This window comes from Corynebacterium sp. DNF00584, assembly GCF_001552965.1.
GTDB lineage: Bacteria > Actinomycetota > Actinomycetes > Mycobacteriales > Mycobacteriaceae > Corynebacterium > Corynebacterium phoceense.
The window spans coordinates 38205-51738 of the sequence record NZ_KQ959731.1; the positions used below are offsets into that span (position 1 = coordinate 38205).

At 64.6% G+C, this 13534-nt stretch carries 15 protein-coding genes; 3 read left to right on the forward strand and 12 right to left on the reverse strand.

Features of this window, described 5'->3' with window-relative positions; translation table 11 throughout:
• Nucleotides 1-211 precede the first annotated feature (211 nt).
• On the forward strand, nucleotides 212-1606 hold the full coding sequence (gene eccD, locus HMPREF0307_RS02220; protein WP_066486259.1) for a type VII secretion integral membrane protein EccD: 1395 nt from the start codon (nucleotides 212-214) through the stop codon (nucleotides 1604-1606).
• Nucleotides 1607-1608: 2 nt separating this feature from the next.
• A complete protein-coding gene (locus HMPREF0307_RS02225) occupies nucleotides 1609-2811 on the forward strand; it encodes a S8 family serine peptidase (RefSeq protein ID WP_082723183.1) in 1203 nt (400 codons plus the stop codon).
• A gap of 213 nt (nucleotides 2812-3024) precedes the next feature.
• On the opposite strand, the gene eccB is transcribed toward HMPREF0307_RS02225, so the two are convergent.
• The gene (eccB, locus tag HMPREF0307_RS02230) at nucleotides 3025-4323 is read right to left on the reverse strand and encodes a type VII secretion protein EccB (RefSeq protein ID WP_066486262.1); all 1299 of its coding nucleotides are present in this window, start codon (nucleotides 4321-4323) and stop codon (nucleotides 3025-3027) included.
• Between the two features lie 62 nt (nucleotides 4324-4385).
• Complete coding sequence (gene truA / locus HMPREF0307_RS02235; RefSeq protein WP_141759231.1) at nucleotides 4386-5243, reverse strand: tRNA pseudouridine(38-40) synthase TruA; 858 nt, start codon at nucleotides 5241-5243, stop codon at nucleotides 4386-4388.
• Nucleotides 5244-5432: 189 nt separating this feature from the next.
• Here truA and HMPREF0307_RS02240 point away from each other — a divergent pair, with 189 nt between their 5' ends.
• On the forward strand, nucleotides 5433-5780 hold the full coding sequence (locus HMPREF0307_RS02240) for a hypothetical protein (protein ID WP_066486268.1): 348 nt from the start codon (nucleotides 5433-5435) through the stop codon (nucleotides 5778-5780).
• A 113-nt stretch (nucleotides 5781-5893) separates the two neighbouring features.
• Here HMPREF0307_RS02240 and rplQ read toward each other — a convergent pair whose 3' ends face one another.
• The 10 genes from rplQ to secY form a co-directional block, all read right to left on the reverse strand.
• The gene (rplQ, locus tag HMPREF0307_RS02245; RefSeq protein WP_066486273.1) at nucleotides 5894-6349 is read right to left on the reverse strand and encodes a 50S ribosomal protein L17; all 456 of its coding nucleotides are present in this window, start codon (nucleotides 6347-6349) and stop codon (nucleotides 5894-5896) included.
• A 49-nt stretch (nucleotides 6350-6398) separates the two neighbouring features.
• On the reverse strand, nucleotides 6399-7409 hold the full coding sequence (locus HMPREF0307_RS02250; protein ID WP_066486281.1) for a DNA-directed RNA polymerase subunit alpha: 1011 nt from the start codon (nucleotides 7407-7409) through the stop codon (nucleotides 6399-6401).
• 69 nt (nucleotides 7410-7478) lie between these two features.
• The gene (rpsD, locus tag HMPREF0307_RS02255; protein ID WP_066486284.1) at nucleotides 7479-8084 is read right to left on the reverse strand and encodes a 30S ribosomal protein S4; all 606 of its coding nucleotides are present in this window, start codon (nucleotides 8082-8084) and stop codon (nucleotides 7479-7481) included.
• 29 nt (nucleotides 8085-8113) lie between these two features.
• Entirely contained in the window at nucleotides 8114-8518 is a 405-nt protein-coding gene (gene rpsK, locus HMPREF0307_RS02260) for a 30S ribosomal protein S11 (RefSeq protein ID WP_066486287.1), read from the reverse strand.
• 3 nt (nucleotides 8519-8521) lie between these two features.
• Nucleotides 8522-8890: a 30S ribosomal protein S13 gene (gene rpsM, locus HMPREF0307_RS02265; protein ID WP_066486295.1), complete on the reverse strand. Its 369-nt coding sequence runs from the start codon at nucleotides 8888-8890 to the stop codon at nucleotides 8522-8524.
• A 211-nt stretch (nucleotides 8891-9101) separates the two neighbouring features.
• Nucleotides 9102-9320 carry a translation initiation factor IF-1 gene (infA, locus tag HMPREF0307_RS02270; RefSeq protein ID WP_004566852.1) on the reverse strand — a complete coding sequence of 73 codons (219 nt, stop codon included), beginning with the start codon at nucleotides 9318-9320 and terminating at the stop codon, nucleotides 9102-9104.
• A 198-nt stretch (nucleotides 9321-9518) separates the two neighbouring features.
• The gene (locus HMPREF0307_RS02275) at nucleotides 9519-10310 is read right to left on the reverse strand and encodes a L,D-transpeptidase (protein WP_066486305.1); all 792 of its coding nucleotides are present in this window, start codon (nucleotides 10308-10310) and stop codon (nucleotides 9519-9521) included.
• A gap of 117 nt (nucleotides 10311-10427) precedes the next feature.
• Nucleotides 10428-11216: a type I methionyl aminopeptidase gene (map, locus tag HMPREF0307_RS02280; RefSeq protein ID WP_066486315.1), complete on the reverse strand. Its 789-nt coding sequence runs from the start codon at nucleotides 11214-11216 to the stop codon at nucleotides 10428-10430.
• Nucleotides 11217-11300: 84 nt separating this feature from the next.
• The gene (locus tag HMPREF0307_RS02285; protein WP_066486318.1) at nucleotides 11301-11846 is read right to left on the reverse strand and encodes an adenylate kinase; all 546 of its coding nucleotides are present in this window, start codon (nucleotides 11844-11846) and stop codon (nucleotides 11301-11303) included.
• A complete protein-coding gene (gene secY, locus HMPREF0307_RS02290; RefSeq protein WP_066486322.1) occupies nucleotides 11846-13171 on the reverse strand; it encodes a preprotein translocase subunit SecY in 1326 nt (441 codons plus the stop codon). The genes HMPREF0307_RS02285 and secY overlap by 1 nt, the downstream gene beginning before the upstream one ends.
• Nucleotides 13172-13534 lie beyond the last annotated feature (363 nt).

Genomic DNA, 13534 nt, shown 5'->3' on the forward strand with positions numbered 1-13534 from the left:
CCCCTCGTAGAACTGGTCCAGGTACTGGGGCCACCCCACAACCGGCATCCCCCAGCCGTAAGCCCCCTGCTCACGGCCCGTCCGCCGCCGTAGCGGTGGACATGCGCCTACAAGTAAGCCACAATGTGAGCCATTGGGCAAGGGGGACGCCCAGCCATCCCAGAACATTTCTGGGGTGCCACCACGAAAAATACCGGGGGAAAATTCCGCCATGATGACCGCTACGAGCGTGCGCGTCACCGTCCGCGCGCACGCCGGCCGCTTCCACAAACAAATCGACGTGTCATTGCCCGTCGAGGCCAGCCTCGACGAGGTCTTAGGCGAAGTCACCGATCTTCTCGGCGCGCCGCTGCTGTCCACGCCGTGGCGCGCCGTCACACCAGCCGGCCGCGCGCTCGATCACACCGTGCCGCTGCGCGAGACCCCGCTCTCCGATGGCGCACTCATTCTCCTGCGCCCGCACACGCCCACCGCCGCTCCCGTCATCCGGGACGCGGCGGAGGCCCTCGCCGCGGTCGGCACCGGCGCCCCGGCCCGCGCGCTCGCCGCGACGTGGTCCGTGCTCGGTCTTCTGCTCGCGGCCGCGCTCGGCACGGGCGCACTGCGCCTCGTCCTCCCGCTTCACCTCGCCGGGGGCACGTCCTGCGCAACGGCCGCAGCCTGTGCGCTCGTGCTCCACGCCTGGGCACCCGGGGCACGCGCGCTCGGCACCGCGAGCGTCGCCTTCGCAGCGGTCTCCGCGGGTCTCGCGGTGGGCACGCCCCGCTTGGGACTCCTCGCGGCCGCGCTCGCCGCGACGACGATGGTGGGTCTCCTCCACGTCCTGCACCGGGGTACCGCGTTGCTCGCCGGCGCTACGCTCACGGGCGCGCTGCTCGCCTGCGTCGCCGGGCTCGGCGGCCTGCTGCCCGGTCTGTCCGGTCCCCGCGCCGCCCTCTCGCTTGCCGATGCCCCCGGGCACGCCAGCGCCGCAGCCGCGCTTAGCCTCGCCACGTGCGTCGCCATCATCCTCGCCGGTCCCTCGCTCGCCACGCGCGCGGCGGGGTTGCGCGTACCCCAGCTCCCCACCGCCGGCGAGGAGCCCACCGAGGACGAGCTCGGGGATATCCTCGATCCTCTCGCTGACTCCCGTGCCCGGCGCGCCCGCGAGCTCTACGAGGGTGCTCTCCTCGCGTGTGCCCTCGCCTGCGTGCCCGCACTGGGATTCCTCGTGCGTGGCGTCGCAGCGGGTCTGCCCGGTGGCTGGGTCGCGGGACTCGCCGCGGCGATGAGCGGCGTCTTTCTTCTCCACGCCGCTCGTCACGCCTCGGCACGCGGGACGTGGCTACTCATGGTGGGGGCCGCCGGCGGAGTTATCGCCCTCTGCGCGCTTGCCGTTATCGCCGTGAGTGCCGGGTTTGCCACTGGCACGTGGGTCCTGCTCATCGCCGCCGTCCTCATTGCTGCAACAGCTGCGACGGCCTGCCTCTGGGCACCGCGCGTCGCGCGTCTCGAGCCGACCACGCTCGTGTGGTTCGAACGCGCCGAGGCTTTGGCTCTCACCGCCATCGTGCCGTTGGCGCTGCATATCGCCGGCGTCTTCGTCCTGATTCGCGGGCTGGGCTAGCCATGCGCCGCCTTGTTCTCGTCGCGGGCATTGCCGCAGCGTGTGCACTTGTCCCTCCTGCCTTGGCCCAAGAACCCGCGACTGCCTGCATGGTCCCGGTGCCCGGGGAGGGCTCGCCCGCGCCCACCGCGCAACAAGCCGACTACCGTGCCCGGCTCCACGCCTTGGCGACAGGTCGCGGCGTGCGCGTCGCCGTCATCGACACCGGCGTCGCACGCCATGATCAGCTCGCCCGCCTGGAGTCCGGGCCGGACCTCGTCGCGCCGGATTCCCCGGACCCGCATCTCGACTGCGACATGCACGGCACCGTCGTTGCCGGGGTCATCGCCGCCCGTGACACTGGAATCGCACCGTCGGCTACTATCCTCTCCATTCGCCAGTCGAGCGCCCATTATCGTTCGGACGCGCGCGACGCCGAGGCCCGCGGCGCCGGCGACCTCGAATCACTGGCGCGCGCCATCACCGCCGCCGTCGACGCAGACGCCGACGTCATTAACGTCTCCGTCGTCTCCTGCGTCGCTCCAGCCATCGCCGCCAAGCTCAACACGCGCCCGCTCGATGACGCCCTGCGCCTCGCCGAGGACTCCGGTGCCCTCATCGTTGCCGCCGCGGGCAACACCGGCGGCAGCGGCTCTGGCTGCTCGCCCGGCGACGTCGTCTACCCCGCCCACGGCCCCACGGTGCTCTCCGTCGCGGCCGTGGAGGAACCCCGTGACCACGCGGACTACTCCCTGCCCGGGCGCCTCGCGGCGCCAGGGACCGTGCCGTTGGGGCTGTCGCCCACCGGCGGATGGGCGCGCGGCGACGCAGCCTCTCCCCTGGCGCTTGCGGCCGACGAAGTGCAACCGCTCACCGGCACGTCCTTCGCCGCGCCCGTCATCGCAGGCACCGCGGCCCTTCTACGCGAGCGCTTCCCCGACGCCACCCCGGCGCAGCTGCGCGAACGCCTGCACGCAACGGCACATCCGGGCTCTGGGTTCGTCGATCCGCTCGCTGCCGTGAGCGCTACAACTTTCTCCCAGAGCCGCGTCGTGCGTCCTGCATTCGTGGCGCACCCCGCACAGCGAGACGCGGAGCCCGCGCGGCGTTTGGCGTGGCTAGCAGGGTCGCTCGCCTTCCTTGCTCTCGCCATCGCGTGTGCAGCGGCGTTACGCCCGCGACGAATTCGTGAGGAGGATTGCTTCAACGCCCGCCACGTAACATGAGTACTATCTCCGGTTTCTCACATCCAGAGTAGAAAAGGGTTGGAGAGACCTTGTGCCACTCAGCGCAACGCAATCAGCTCGGCGTACAGACTGTAACTATCCGCTACGAGGACACCTGGCGCAGGTCACCGTGAGCGGTAAGAATTATGAACGGTGGCAATACAACCCCACTAATACGCTGTAGCAAGGGTGGGTCTACCTTTTACAGAGTCGCTACTTGCTCGATTCTCCTTGAGAAACGGCACCTGTATCACCCGCGAGGGCAGCGACGCGGGATAGCTCCGAGCCTTCCGGCAACAGGCGCACAATGTCCCACGGCGCGCTGGCCGCGGCGTTCAAGCCGAGTGCCTCCCATTCGGCCTGCGAGGGGACGGTGTGGCGGGTGCCGGTCGCGGAAACAACGAGACGGCCGTGGCCCGTGTCCACGGCGACGCCGCCCGCGTCGAGACCACCGAAGTGCGTGGCGACGGCCTCACCGGCTAGCGGCACGAGGCCGCCGGTCGGCCACGCGAAGCCGACGCCATTGCCCGTCGCGCACAGCCAGCGGTCGTCGGCGGGCGCGATGCGCAGCGGACGCGTGGGCAGGTTAAGTGAAAGCTCCGCATCGGGCTGCGCGGCGACGTCATCCGCGGGGACGTCGCGCAGGCGCGCGCCGGACGCGACGAGGACTTCGGCTTGCGCGGCGGTGAGCGGTGCGACGCCGTCGTCCGTGTGCGCCCACAAGCCGTGGCCGGAATCCCAGACCTCCGGGAGGTCAGCGGGCAGCGCGAAGGCTGGCAGCTCCGAAACGGCATTGAGGAACTCCGGCGGCACCGCGCGGCGCGGGGCGTCCGGCTCGATGCCGACGACGCGGGCGATGGTTGTCGCAAGCTCGTCTTCATCTAGCGGGCGCCGGCCGTCCTCGGTGATGAGCCACGTGCGTCGTTCCGCCACGACGAGGGCAGCGTCCTCGGGGCCGAGGAGACGCACGGGGCGCTGGGCGTGAACGATGGTGCGGCCGGTCGGCTCGCCGGCGGCGTCAATGGAGGTCACGAAGGCGACGGTGTCCTCGGGCGTAGGCTCCTGGCACAGCGCCCAGGGGGTGCTGGAGGGTGAAGAATTGAGGAAGCCGGGGGCATCGGCAAGCCCGGCGGGCACACCGAGCGATGCTGCGGCGAGGATATCGGGACCGATGGGGGCGGCATCGGCAGGCGCACCGGGGAGTAGACGGGCCGAGACGAGGTTGGGGACGGGGTGGAAGGTGCCGTCGATATTAGCGAGGACCTGGCCCTGCGCAGTGCGGACGATGGGTTGCGCACCCGGATCCGGGTTGGGCTGGAGCCAGGCGATGAGGCCAGCACCCGCGGCGATAAGGACTGACAGGCCCACGGAGATCCAGGCGGCGCGGCTGCGGCGCGCGAGGGGATCGTGAATCATGCGAATATCGCCGAGGACGAGGCCGTGCTCAAGCCGTCGTTGCAGGAAACGGTGACCAGAAATTTGGGCTTTGGTGGTCGGTCGCAGACGCGCCATGGTGAACTCCCCCGAGTAGCAATGCGATGTGCGCTCATCCTAACCCGGAGCGCGCTGGCCCGCTACTCGAGCGAGCGGCGATTGCGGGCCGTCTCGGCGCGGGCGGCGAGATCCTCCGACGCCGGGTAATCGACGCCGGTGAGTGACAGGCCTTTGGCAGGCGCGACCGGGCATGTGTCCGAGCGTTGCGTCTCGCCGAGGAGCGCCGCAGCGAAATCGACGTCGCGGCGGCCCTCCCCCACCGCCAGGCAACAGCCGACGAGGGAACGGACCATATTCCAGCAGAAAGCGTCTGCGGTGAGGTGGGCCTCATAGAGCTCCGGCTCGTGCGGCGTTGAGACATCGTGCCAGGTGAAGGACTGCAGATCGCGGATCGTCGTCGCGTGCGGCTTGGGCCGGCAGAAGGCCGCGAAGTCGTGGAGGCCGACGAGCACAGTGGCGGCTTCTTGCATGGCGTCGATGTCCACGGCGTGGGGCCACATGGCCGTGTCGCGCGCGCGGGTGGGCAGCGAGCCCGCGGGGAACGTGGTGACGCGGTAGACGTAGCGACGGGCGAGAGCGGAGAAGCGCGCATCGAAACCCTCAGGTGCGAACGTCACGTCGTGGACGCGGATATCGTCGGGCAGGAGTTTGGTCAGGCGCCGCACGAGGGTGGACGGATCGCCGTGGATGCTGCGCGACTCGAGCAGTGCGCGGGGCACGTCCGCGTGGGCGACCTGATGCGCGGAATGCACGCCAGCGTCGGTGCGGCCGGCGACGGTGAGCTCGATCTCGGTCTGCGCGATGAGCGAGAGTTTCTCAGCGAGGACGCCTTCGACGGTGCGCAGCCCGCCTTTCTGCTTGGCCCAACCGTGGAAGTCCGTGCCGTCATAGGCGAGGTCGAAACGCAGGCGGACGGTATCAGGCGAGGGGGCAGTCATACTCCGGGATACTACCAATTCGGTGTGGCTGTACCGCGGCTGAGTAGGCATTCTGTGTTGCGGCTGACAATTGCGGGCAGATTCCTATACTATTGCCAGCAAAAGTATGTCATACTATGTGCCATGCCTCACGTGAGCACGCTCACGGGGCGTACGACCGACAATATTTCCCAATCGAAAGGAAACACGATGACGAAGTTCAAGAAGTTTGGTGCCTCTGTGTCCGCCATCGCGCTTGCCGGCGCACTCACCGTTGCCGCACCGAACGCTGTGGCCGCAGACAACGGCGACCAGACCGGCTCCTCCGCGTCCGGTAAGCAGGACGGTTCTTCGAACGCAGACGGCAAGGAAGGCAACGGCTCCAGCGACGAAGAGCTGGCCAAGAAGTTCCCGACCCTGAGCTCCAAGGACGGTGAGAAGCCGGAATCCTCCTCCACTGAGGAGCAGGCTCTGCTCGGTGTGGGCATCACCGCCGGCATCCTGGCTCTGGGCGCCGCTCTTTGGCCGCAGATCCAGCAGTTCCTGCCGAAGATGTAATTCTTCACCGGAGGTTCCAGCTGCGCGCGACGACATCTCCGCAGACGACAAAGACCGCAACCCTTATGCAGGGTTGCGGTCTTTGCGTATGCGGGCTTTAGGCCCCGGGGAGATTAGTTCTCCTCGGTAGCCTCGGCCTCGGTGGCCTCCTCAGCCTCAGCGGCCTTGGAAGCAGCAGCGCGGGTTGCGCGGGTGGCCTCGGAGGAAACGGTCTCCTCCAGCACCAGGGCAATCTGGGACATCGGGGCGTTGTCGCCACGACGGTTGTCCAGCTTGATGGTGCGGGTGTAGCCGCCCTCGCGGTTTGCGAACTGCGGTGCGAGATCATCGAAGAGGTGAGCAACAACATCCTTGTGCGGGATGAGCTTGAGAACCTCGCGACGGTCGGCAATGGAGCCGCCCTTCGCCTTGGTAATGATCTTCTCGACGTACGGGCGAAGCATCTTCGCCTTGGCATCGGTGGTCTTGATCGCGCCGTGCTCGATGAGGCTGGCTGCCAGGTTGCTCAATAGGTGAGCCTGCTGCGCAGCGGAGCCGCCGAGACGGGCGCCCTTCTTCGGGGTAGGCATTGTGTACTCCTCGTGTGCTTTTTAAGTGTTAAGCGCGTTTAGTGACTATTTACTCGGATTCGCCCGCGGACGGATCCTTGAAGTCACCGGTTTCTGCGTCATAACCCTCAAGCTGGGTCGGGTCAAAGTCCTCAGGGGTGTCCTTGAGGGCAAGGCCCAAGCTGTTCAGCTTGATCTTCACCTCGTTGATCGACTTCTGACCGAAGTTGCGGATATCCAGCAGGTCCGACTCGGTGCACTCAGCGAGCTCACCGACGGTGTGGATTTCCTGGCGCTTCAGGCAGTTGTAGGAGCGAACAGAGAAGTTCAGGTCCTCAATCGGCATGGAGTAAGCAGCGATGTACTCGGTCTCCTGCGGGGAGGGGCCGATCTCGATGCCCTCGGCAGCCGTGTTGAGCTCGCGCGCCAGACCGAAGAGCTCGACCAGGGTGCCGCCGGCCGAAGCCAGAGCGTCACGTGCGGTGATCGAGTTCTTGGTCTCGACGTCGATGATGAGCTTGTCAAAGTCGGTGCGCTGCTCGACACGAGTAGCTTCGACCTTGTACGAGACCTTGAGGACCGGCGAGTAAATCTGGTCGACCGGAATGCGGCCGATCTCACCGGACGTCGGGGCAGCCGGGACGTAGCCGCGACCGCGCTCGACAACGAGCTCCATCTCCAGTCGAGCGGTGTCGTTGAGGGTGGCGATGTGCAGATCCGGGTTGTGGATCTCCACGCCTGCCGGCGGCTGAATGTCGCCTGCAGTGACCTCGCCGGCACCTTCTTTGCTCAAGTACATCACGACCGGCTCATCAGAGTCGGAGGAGAGCACGAGGCCCTTGATGTTGAGGATGATCTCGGCAACGTCTTCCTTGACACCGGAGATCGTGGTGAACTCGTGGAGCACACCGTCAATCTTGATCGAGGTCACTGCCGCGCCCGGGATGGACGACAGCAGCGTACGACGCAGCGAGTTGCCGAGGGTGTAACCGAAACCCGGCTCGAGCGGTTCGATGGTGAACTTGGAACGAGCCGAGTCGATAACTTCCTCGGTGAGCTGAGGACGCTGGGAAATGAGCATGGAACTTCTCCTTGTCGACGCCCGCTATTTGACGTCGGTAGAGGGTGAATATGTGGGTTAGACGAAGGGTTACTTCGAGTAAAGCTCGACGATGAGCTGCTCCTGCAGCGGGATGTCGATCTGAGCGCGCTCGGGCAGCTGGTGCACGAGGATGCGCAGGGTGTCGGGAACGACCTGCAGCCATGCCGGAACGACGGCATCAACAAGGCGATCCTGAGCGTCTTCGAACCATTCCATCTTCTTGGAGCGATCACGGACATCGATGATGTCGTACTGGGTGACCTGGAAGGACGGAACGTTGATCTTCTTGCCGTTCACGGTGAAGTGACCGTGGGAGACAAGCTGGCGAGCCTGGCGACGGGTGTTGGCCAGACCTGCACGGTAGACCACGTTGTCGAGACGAGACTCGAGCAGGATGACCAGGTTGTCACCGGTCTTGCCCGGACGACGGTTGGCCTCTGCGTAGTAGCGACGGAACTGACGCTCCAGCACACCGTAGGTGTACTTTGCCTTCTGCTTCTCCTGGAGCTGCAGCAGGTACTCAGATTCCTTGATGCGGTTGCGGCCTGCCTGTCCCGGGGGGTACGGGCGGCGCTCAAACGCCATATCTCCGCCGACGAGGTCGACGCGCAGACGGCGGGACTTACGAGTTGCTGGGCCGGTATAACGAGCCATGAGTTTTTACCTCTATCCTTTCTGTCTGCTTAGACCTTGCGGCGCTTGGTCGGACGGCAGCCGTTGTGCGGCTGGGGGGTGGCATCCGTGATCGAGGAAACCTCGAGGCCTGCAGCCTGCAGGGAACGGATGGCGGTCTCGCGGCCGGAGCCCGGACCCTTGACGAAAACGTCAACCTTCTTCATGCCGTGGTCCATGGCCTTGCGGGCAGCGGACTCAGCAGCCATCTGAGCTGCGAACGGCGTGGACTTACGGGAGCCCTTGAAGCCGACGTGGCCGGAGGACGCCCAGGAGATGACAGCACCGGACGGGTCCGTGATGGACACGATGGTGTTGTTGAAGGTGGACTTGATGTATGCGTGGCCCTGGGCCACATTCTTCTTTACGACGCGACGGCCAGTACGACGCGCGCCGGAACGAGTCTTCGGAGGCATGTATTACTTCTTCTTTCCTGCGATCGTCTTCTTCGGGCCCTTGCGGGTACGAGCGTTGGTCTTGGTGCGCTGACCGCGGACCGGGAGGCCACGACGGTGGCGAATGCCCTGGTAGCAACCAATTTCAATCTTGCGACGGATGTCAGCCTGAACCTGGCGGCGGAGGTCACCCTCGACCTTCCAGGTAGCTTCGATGACGTCACGCAGAGCGGCAACCTGATCATCGGTCAGGTTGTCGGTACGCAGGTCCGGAGAGATACCAGTCTTCTCCAGCAGCTCGGCGGCGCGAGCCGGACCGATGCCGTAAATGTAGGTCAGTGCGATCTCCATACGCTTGTTACGCGGGAGGTCAACACCAGCGAGACGTGCCATGTGGCGTGTCCTTTCGGGTTGTTACGGTGGTTTTCTCCCTATCCGTCCCACACACCGTTCACGCTTCGCCCGGACCGTGCCGGAAACTGTGGGTAAACGCTACTGTGCGGGCTCTGGCCACCGCGGCCTGAGGTGCACGGACGACCAACGCGCGAGCTCACGCTCGCGCGCAGTGATGGTCGCCTTGGGTAAGGAGGCTTAATTTCTGTGTTTACTTGTAGCGGTAGACAATGCGTCCGCGGGTCAGGTCATAAGGGGACAGCTCCACGACCACGCGATCCTCAGGAAGGATGCGGATGTAGTGCTGACGCATCTTGCCCGAGATGTGAGCAAGAACCTTGTGTCCGTTGTCGAGCTCGACACGGAACATTGCATTCGGCAGGGGTTCGATGATTCGACCCTCGACCTCGATTGCGCCTTCCTTAGCCATAACCTCTACTTTTCTAGGCCCGGACAAGTACGCCGTGGCCTGCATGTTTGTATCTACTGCGGTGGTGCATCAACCCGCGTGCAAGCACGCGCGCATACACCAACGTTCAATAATACGCATGAACGACACGAAAACCAAATAAACGCCCAGCGCACGAGGCGCTAGGCGTTCGCAGCTCACGCCGCGGAGTGACAAAGACTAGAAGATGAAGACCTTGTCGCCAACCTGCAGGTCGTTCCAGTACGCCACGGCGTCCTGGTGCTGCAGGTGGATGCAGCCGTGGGAATCATACGCCGGGGAGCCTTCGTGGAAGGCGTGGCCAGTGTTGGTGAAGTAGATCGCGTACGGCATCGGCGCGTTGCCGAACTCGCGGGAGACTTCGTCCTTGACCTTGTACTGGACATTGAAGGCGCCGCGCGGCGTGGCGAGCCCCGGGGTGCGGGCGCCGGAGGAAATCCACTCGGCAACATGGGTGACGTTGCCGTTGTCGTCCTGCAGCCAGGAACGGTTGCGATCGATATCGACGCATGCGTCAGCGTCACGCGGGCAGGGGCCGCGGTCGAACTCGTTGCGTTTGCGCTGCTCCTCGGCAATGCGGGCGGCTTCCTGAGCGGCGGCCTGCTCGCGCGCAACCTGTGCGGCGTGCTCGCGCTCGAGGCGCTCCTGCTCTGCGCGAATCTCCGCGTTCTTGCGGGCGACAAGACCCGGGAAGACGGCGTTGACCGTGTTATCGACGGCCTGCTCGAGGACCGGAATAACCTGCGGATTGTTGATGGTCTTGATCTGCTTGATGAGATCGTTGCGCTGCGCCCATGCCTGTTCTTCGCTCAGGCCCAGGAACTTGCCAATCTGAATCTGCGAGGACATCTGCTCCACGGACGGAGCGGAAGGAAGAGTCTGAGCGCCGGCGACGGGGGTCGCCAGGAGGGATAGGGAGACGGCCACGGCCGCGAGCGGCGCGGCGACCTTCGTCAGGTTGTTTTTCGACATGCTGGCAGTATAGACCGAAACCTAGCCGTGACATAGCCGAGGACTTAGTTTTCGCTCGGACTTTTTAAGACCGGCTGCTTGAAGCCCAGTTCATAGCTGAAGTCGGCGCGACTGACCTCAATAGCGCGGGGTAAGGATACGGGGGCCCTCCGCCGTCGCTGCAACGGTGTGCTCCCAGTGCGACGCCCATGAGCCGTCGAGGGTGACCACGGTCCAGTCGTCGTCCAGCACTTCGTTGTCCTCCGTGCCCAGCGTGAGCATGGGCTCAATGGCTAGGACGGAGCCCTCCATAATGAACGGGCCGCGACCGCCACGCCCCTCGTTCGCGAGATACGGGTCCTCGTGCATTTCACGGCCAATGCCGTGTCCGCCGTAGCCATCCACGATAAACAGCTCGGTCTCGAACTTCAGCTCAGCAGCATACGTTGCCTGCTCCAGCGCGTGCGAGACGTCCGTGAGCCGGTTGCCCGGCACCATGGCCTTGAGTCCTTCCATGAGCACCCATTCCGTCGCCCTATTCAGGGCGTCGGCGCGGGGGCCAAGCTTTCCGATGCCGAATGTCCAGGCGCTGTCTCCTACCCACCCGTCCAACGTGGCCCCGCAATCAATCGAGATGAGATCGCCGTCTTCGAGCACCACGTCGGCCGAGGGGATGCCGTGGACGACAACATCGTTGACGGAGGCACAGATGGACCCGGGGAATCCGCCGTAGCCCTTGAACGTCGGGATAGCGCCGGCGTCGCGAATGGTGGCTTCGGCAAGCTCATCGAGCTCCAGCGTCGACATACCAGCCTTCGCGGCGGCCCTGACCGCTTGGAGAGTGCGGCCGACGATCTCTCCGGCTGCCTGCATGGCATCCAGCTCGCCCGGGGTGCGGGCGACCATCTTTTTGTGGCGACGTGCCATGATGTGGGGTCCTTTCTGGGAGGGGTGAAAACTGCGCAAGCGCCAGGGTATATCTCCCTGGCGCTTGACTGCTGCTTGGACGGCTTACTTGCCGATGGCAGCGAGGGTGCGAGCGTTGATGTCCTCAACGGTGCCCTCTGCCTTGACGGTGATGATCTGATCACCGTAGTGCTCGATGAGCGGGAAGGTCTGGTCGCGGTAGACGCCGAGACGGGTGCGGATGGTCTCCTCGTTGTCATCGGCGCGGCCGCGGGCGAGCATGCGCTCGACGACGACGTCCTCAGACACCTCGTAGTTGATAACGCCGTCGAGCTCGAGGCCCTTGTCGGCGAGCAGCTTGGTGAGGATCTCGGCCTGCTCCACGGTGCGCGGGAAGCCATCGAGGAGGAAGCCGCCCGCGGCGTCGTCCTGGTTAAGGCGATCCTCGACCATGCGGGCGGTGACGTCCGTGGGGACCAGCTTGCCGGCATCAATGTAGGACTTCGCCTCGACGCCCAGCGGGGTGCCCTCGCCAATGTTGGCGCGGAACAGGTCGCCGGTCGAGATGTGCGGGATATTCAGCTTCTCGCTGAGGATAGCTGCCTGGGTGCCCTTGCCAGCACCGGGAGGGCCGAGGAGTACGTAACGCATTACTTGAGAAGTCCTTCGTAGTTAGATTGCAGAAGCTGGGACTCGATCTGCTTGACGGTGGTCAGAGCAACCGAGACCATAATCAGGATAGCCGTACCACCGAACGCGGACATGCCGTTTGCGGAATTGTGGCCAACACCAAGGTCGAGCAGGATGTTCGGCAGGATGGCGATGATGGCCAGGTACAGCGAGCCGACGAACAGCAGGCGGTTCATGACAAAGCCAAGGTATTCCGCGGTGGGGCGGCCCGGGCGGATGCCCGGAATGAAGCCACCGTAGCGCTTCATGTTGTCTGCTTGCTCGTTCGGGTCGTACTGCACAGAAACGTAGAAGTACGAGAAGAAGATGGTAAGCACGAAGTACGCCACGATGTACTGCCAGGAGCTCGGCGCCTGCAGGTGCGCGATGACATTGCGCTGCCACCAGTTATCCGGCACCGTTGCGGAACCCGAGTTGACGATCTGCGTGATGAGCACCGGCATGTAAATGAGCGAGGACGCGAAGATGACCGGGATAACGCCGGCCTGGTTGACCTTGAGCGGCAAGTAAGTGGAGGAACCACCGTACTGGCGACGGCCGACCATACGCTTGGCGTACTGCACGGGAATGCGGCGCTGGCCCTGCTCGATGAAGGTGATGCCCACAACGAGAACGATGAGGCCGACGGCAATCATCGCGAAGACGAGGCCACCATTGTTCTGGAGGATGTTAATGCCATCGGTAGGCAGGCGGGTCGCGATACCCGCGAAGATGAGCAGCGACATACCGTTGCCAATGCCCTTCTCCGTGATGAGCTCGCCCATCCACATGACGAGCACGGCGCCCGAGGTCATGGTGATAACGAGCATGATGAGCGTAAAGATGTTGCGGTCCGCGGTAAGGACCTCAACGCCCTGGCCCAGCAGCTGCTGACGGTCAGCGAGCGCCACGATGCCGGAGGACTGCAGCAGCGCCAGAGCGACCGTGAGGTAACGCGTGTACTGCGTCATCTTCGCTTGTCCGGACTGGCCTTCCTTCTTGAGCTGCTCGAAGCGCGGAATAACCACGGTAAGCAGCTGCACAATAATCGACGCCGTAATGTACGGCATGATGCCGATGGCGAAGATGGACAGCTGCAATAGCGCACCGCCCGAGAAGAGGTTGATGACCGAGTACAGGTTGCCCTGCTCCTCAGTTAAGGTACGCAGTCGACCGGCGATCGACGCGTAGTCGACGCCCGGGGACGGAATCTGCGCGCCGACACGGTAGAGGATGATCATCACGAGAGTGAAGATGATCTTCTTACGCAGGTCGGCGTCCTTGAAGGCCTGGAAAATGGCGGACACTACTTTTATCCTCCTGCCCTCTCGGCAGTCGCGCCGCACGCTCATGGACGGCGCGGAGACCTGAGAGGGGGAACTCATCTACCCCAGCGGACCCTGCCCACGCCGCGCACCGCGCGACGATTCAGCGAATCCTTAGGGACGGTTGAAACTTATGACCTCACTACCCTACCAGCATCGCGCGCAACCGCCACAATAACCGCATATCTCACGGCGCCATGTCCACGGCGATCCCGTCGAATTCCCCCGCCACGATCAGGGTGCGCCACAATAGTGGCCCGCCGGTGCGATAGTCAAGACCGGCGCGAACGTGCCTGTGGAGAACTTTGTCGGTTGCACACTATAGTTGGCGATTTCGGGCAGTTT

What these genes read in the sequence shown, in the direction of transcription:
- eccD (WP_066486259.1), top strand. Translation starts at nt 212, where the DNA reads ATGATGACCGCTACGAGCGTGCGCGTCACCGTCCGCGCGCACGCCGGC.
- HMPREF0307_RS02225 (WP_082723183.1), top strand. Translation starts at nt 1,609, where the DNA reads ATGCGCCGCCTTGTTCTCGTCGCGGGCATTGCCGCAGCGTGTGCACTT.
- eccB (WP_066486262.1), bottom strand. Translation starts at nt 4,323, where the DNA reads ATGGCGCGTCTGCGACCGACCACCAAAGCCCAAATTTCTGGTCACCGT.
- truA (WP_141759231.1), bottom strand. Translation starts at nt 5,243, where the DNA reads ATGACTGCCCCCTCGCCTGATACCGTCCGCCTGCGTTTCGACCTCGCC.
- HMPREF0307_RS02240 (WP_066486268.1), top strand. Translation starts at nt 5,433, where the DNA reads ATGACGAAGTTCAAGAAGTTTGGTGCCTCTGTGTCCGCCATCGCGCTT.
- rplQ (WP_066486273.1), bottom strand. Translation starts at nt 6,349, where the DNA reads ATGCCTACCCCGAAGAAGGGCGCCCGTCTCGGCGGCTCCGCTGCGCAG.
- HMPREF0307_RS02250 (WP_066486281.1), bottom strand. Translation starts at nt 7,409, where the DNA reads ATGCTCATTTCCCAGCGTCCTCAGCTCACCGAGGAAGTTATCGACTCG.
- rpsD (WP_066486284.1), bottom strand. Translation starts at nt 8,084, where the DNA reads ATGGCTCGTTATACCGGCCCAGCAACTCGTAAGTCCCGCCGTCTGCGC.
- rpsK (WP_066486287.1), bottom strand. Translation starts at nt 8,518, where the DNA reads ATGCCTCCGAAGACTCGTTCCGGCGCGCGTCGTACTGGCCGTCGCGTC.
- rpsM (WP_066486295.1), bottom strand. Translation starts at nt 8,890, where the DNA reads ATGGCACGTCTCGCTGGTGTTGACCTCCCGCGTAACAAGCGTATGGAG.
- infA (WP_004566852.1), bottom strand. Translation starts at nt 9,320, where the DNA reads ATGGCTAAGGAAGGCGCAATCGAGGTCGAGGGTCGAATCATCGAACCC.
- HMPREF0307_RS02275 (WP_066486305.1), bottom strand. Translation starts at nt 10,310, where the DNA reads ATGTCGAAAAACAACCTGACGAAGGTCGCCGCGCCGCTCGCGGCCGTG.
- map (WP_066486315.1), bottom strand. Translation starts at nt 11,216, where the DNA reads ATGGCACGTCGCCACAAAAAGATGGTCGCCCGCACCCCGGGCGAGCTG.
- HMPREF0307_RS02285 (WP_066486318.1), bottom strand. Translation starts at nt 11,846, where the DNA reads ATGCGTTACGTACTCCTCGGCCCTCCCGGTGCTGGCAAGGGCACCCAG.